Annotated in this window: 4 protein-coding genes and 1 pseudogene; 2 read left to right on the top strand and 3 right to left on the bottom strand. The window is 35.3% G+C overall.

From position 1 onward, the window contains the following. The coding region (locus tag AC1DJR_RS21040) for a molybdate ABC transporter substrate-binding protein (RefSeq protein ID WP_477003425.1) at nt 1-274 on the bottom strand (274 nt) is incomplete at its 3' end. Nucleotides 275-405: 131 nt separating this feature from the next. Here AC1DJR_RS21040 and AC1DJR_RS21035 point away from each other — a divergent pair. Then, nucleotides 406-1353, top strand: coding sequence for a substrate-binding domain-containing protein (locus AC1DJR_RS21035; RefSeq protein WP_477003424.1), 948 nt, complete (start codon nt 406-408; stop codon nt 1351-1353). A 65-nt stretch (nt 1354-1418) separates the two neighbouring features. On the opposite strand, the pseudogene AC1DJR_RS21030 reads toward AC1DJR_RS21035, so the two are convergent. Both AC1DJR_RS21030 and AC1DJR_RS21025 read right to left on the bottom strand, forming a co-directional pair. Continuing rightward, nucleotides 1419-1499 (bottom strand): annotated as a pseudogene (locus AC1DJR_RS21030) (DUF3948 family protein); the annotation flags it as partial. A 427-nt stretch (nt 1500-1926) separates the two neighbouring features. Further along, nucleotides 1927-2793: a LysR family transcriptional regulator gene (locus AC1DJR_RS21025; RefSeq protein ID WP_002063480.1), complete on the bottom strand. Its 867-nt coding sequence runs from the start codon at nt 2791-2793 to the stop codon at nt 1927-1929. Between the two features lie 128 nt (nt 2794-2921). Here AC1DJR_RS21025 and AC1DJR_RS21020 point away from each other — a divergent pair. After that, a partial coding sequence (locus tag AC1DJR_RS21020; RefSeq protein WP_477003423.1) for a DMT family transporter occupies nt 2922-3760 on the top strand: 839 nt, incomplete at its 3' end.

Here is a 3760-nt window from a genome sequence, read left to right as displayed (position 1 = left end):
AGAATAAATCAGCAGGTGCACCTTGCTCAATTTGTTGTTGAAGTGCACCAGAAGCACCGAAGTTAAAAGAAAGTTGAATAGTTGGTTCTTTCTCTTTATATTGCTTTTCAATTTCTTTTAATGCATCTTGTAAACTTGCAGCCGCTGATATAGTCAGCTCCACTGATTCTCCCTCTTTAGCAGCTGACTTTTCTTCACTTGAACAAGCTACACTGAATATAAGAAGAAAAGAAAGTATAAGTACCCCAATGGATCGTAAAGTAAATTTGTTCATAAAAAATCTCCCTTCGTTTACTAAATTAATTATAACTAAATATAACTAATTATAACTAGTTATAATTGAATATAATTTGAACGRTATAGTTGTTTTTWAAAACTAGGAGAAATATTCTTTTCTTTGTTACAATGAAGGAAGAAAGTGAGGAATCGTCTATGGATCATCATTCCTACACAACGGAAGAAGTAGCAAAGCRATTAAAAGTATCAAAATTAACTGTATACGACCTAATTAAAAAAGGAGAACTTCCTTCTTATAGGGTTGGTAGACAAATGCGCATTGATGCAGCTGATTTAGAACAATATATAAAGCAAATGAAAACAGGGAAGGTACAATTTACTCCTGTAAAGAAGGACGAAATTAGTAGTTCGAATACACGCATCATTAGTGGTCAAGAGCTAACGTTAGATATGTTGGCAAAGCATATAGAAAATCGATTGCCAAATTCTAATATATTGAGAGCGTATCAAGGTAGTTTAACGAGTTTAGTGAAGATGTACCAAGGAGAAGGAAGCGTCGTTAGTTTACACTTATTTGATGGTGAAACGGGTACATATAATGTTCCTTACGTAAAACGTATTTTAGTTGGACAACCATATATTATGATGAATTTATTAGCAAGAAATGTTGGGTTTTATGTGCAAAAAGGGAACCCACAAAATATAAAAACATGGGCTGATTTAGCTCAGTCATCTATACGATTTGTAAATCGAGAAAAAGGTTCTGGTATTAGGGTGTTAGTGGATGAGCAATTGCGAATTCAAAAATTAAGTAAAGAAGATATTAACGGGTATGAATGGGAAGAATCGAATCACCTTGGCGTTGCCTCGCAAGTCGCGAATGGAAAAGCTGATGTTGGGGTAGGATCAGAAAAGTTTTCCCAAATTGTGAACGTAGACTTTATTCCAATAATGAAAGAACAGTATGATTTAGTACTTCTAAAGAATAAAGAAAATGAGGAACTTATTGAAGTTATAAAAGAGGTTTTGCAATCTGAAGAGTTTCACAATGAATTAAAAGCAATTGGTGGATATGATATAAGCAAAACAGGCCAAATTATATATGAAACAAACTAAAAGGCTGCTTGTCTATAAGACGAGCAGCCTTTTCTATATATAAAGGGGTTGGGGGAAACAAAGTGTTAAATAAGACTTTGAGCAAGTGTGTAAATGAAAGCTGTAAGAAGAGCTGCTCCACTTGCAAGTCCGATAAAGTGAAACTTTAATCAGTGAGGGCGGGGTATCCCTCGCTGATTATTAGCCCTCACCAATCGGGCTTTTACGGGCAGTTGATCCCAAACCTAACTTCTTTGATTTCGCCGAATTTTGAAGTGGGAGTCTTACTGCCCGTTAATGCGGGATAAAGTCTGATTTGTTAAATGTAATATTGTTCATAATAATCTTTCCTTATTTGTTTAATGTTGTTGCAACAGCTTTTGCATCGACAAGTGCGGATAGCACCATGCCCATTGTATTGAAAAATTTGTTTGATTTCATTTTGTTYATCATGYGTATCCGCTCCTTTTCGAATTGTTGTTGCCCTGCTTTCTGTCTTAATTATATGAAATATGGCCGCCTGCAACTATCGAATTAGCTTACGGGAGGATTACACTTTTGTAAGAAAAAAAGACATTCATGTAAGAATGTTTTTTAAAGCATATTGATATGATGGTGCTCTTTAATTGTTTTTAAAAAGCTGCGCATCGAATTGGTCATGTAACTATCTTTACGGCGTATGAAAACAGTTGAAATACTGCCGTATTTCTCCGGAATTGGATGGCAGTGGACTTTACCTGCTGTAGAAAGGTGCTGCACCGCAGACTGGGGGACGAGTGTAATCCCAAGACCGAGCGCTACGCTATTTAATATAGTTTCTAATATGTTAAATTCCATAATTCTTTTTGGTAGCAAACCTTCATCTTTAAGCCATCGTTCAAGCTTGGAACGGTATCCACATCCTTGATTAAAAACGAGTAGGGGCGTCGTAGTAAATTCTTCTATATGAAAAGCTTTATTTTGTGTAACAAGCATTAATTTCTCAGTACTAACATCGTATTGTTCAATTAGTGGATGTTTAATAGGACCTGATATAAAGGCGCCATCTAATTGATGATCAAGTACTTCTCTAATAAGTTCTTCCGTTAGACCGGCTTGTAATGATAAATCGACATTTGGATAGCTTTTATAGTAAGAAGACAAGATGGTAGGTAATGTACTGACTGTTTCGACTGTACCAATTTTTAATATGCCAGATGGTGTTTCACTATCTAAAAACACTTGTTTTAGCTCTTCAACATCTTGCAAAATTTTATGAACGTAAACGAGCATTTTTCTTCCTTCAGCTGTTAAAGTCATGCCTCGCTTATGACGGTAAAAGAGAGGTGTTTTCAGCTCGTTTTCTAATTGTTTAATACGTGCGGTTACATTTGATTGTACATAATTTAATTCCTTTGCTGCGCCGCTTACACTACCGCGGTCGGCAACGCTCTGGAAGATTTGTAAGTCTCGTAATTCCATTTTATGCTCCTCCTTGATGTTAACTATCATTATAAATGATAGTTAACATCATTTTGAATCATTTTACGTGATATATTTTTTCTTTTACAATTCTCTTTGTGCAAATAGAAAGAAGCGGGGGGATTGTGGTGAGAAAAGGTCAAATGATAATAGGTGCTTTGGCATGTTTAATTGCAAGTATGTCATGGGGAGCGATGTTTCCGGTTGCTGATCATGCGTTAGAATACATAGATCCGTTTTATTTTTCGCWTATTCGCTATGGAGCGGTGGCAATTGTATTGATTGTATTATTGCTAATGAAAGAAGGAAAGAAAGCATTTCGCTTAGAAGGAAGAGGAAAGTTACTCGTCTTTTTTGGAACAATGGCGTTTACCGTATATAATGTATTAATTTTTCTAGGACAAATGTTAATGGGAAAATCAGGTGTAATGGTAGCTTCTATTATGGAGGCACTGATGCCGATGATTTCAATTTGTATTGTATGGGGATATAAAAATATAAAGCCGAAGAAGTATATGATAACGAGCATGATTATCGCGTTTGTAGGGGCTATATTTGTTATTACGAAAGGTGATATGAGTTTCTTTTTAACATTGAAAGATAACGTGTTTTCGCTAGCATTTATATTTGTTGGTGTTGTAGGATGGGTGATTTATACGATGGGTGGTCAAACGTGTAGCGATTGGTCAACATTACGCTATTCTACTTTGACATGTGTATTGGGTACAACTGTCACAGGGATTATAACTGTGGTCATTACAGTGCTTGGATATGTATCTGTTCCAAGTATGGAAACGATTTCTATTGTGAARTATGATTTRTTATTTATGATGACATTACCAGGTATYGTAGCRCTACTTGCWTGGAACTACGGTGTGAAAATCTTAWCATCMATTAATGGTATTTTATTTATTAACTTTGTGCCAATTACTACTTTAGTTATTATGATGATRCAAGGRTATAAAAT

It is taken from the genome of Bacillus sp. 05T31 (assembly GCF_056396725.1).
Note: the sequence above shows the minus strand (reverse complement) of the source record. Positions and strands in the feature narration are given on the sequence as shown.

Coding starts and splice junctions, on each gene's coding strand:
- AC1DJR_RS21025 (WP_002063480.1), bottom strand. CDS start 2,793: ATGGAATTACGAGACTTACAAATCTTCCAGAGCGTTGCCGACCGCGGT.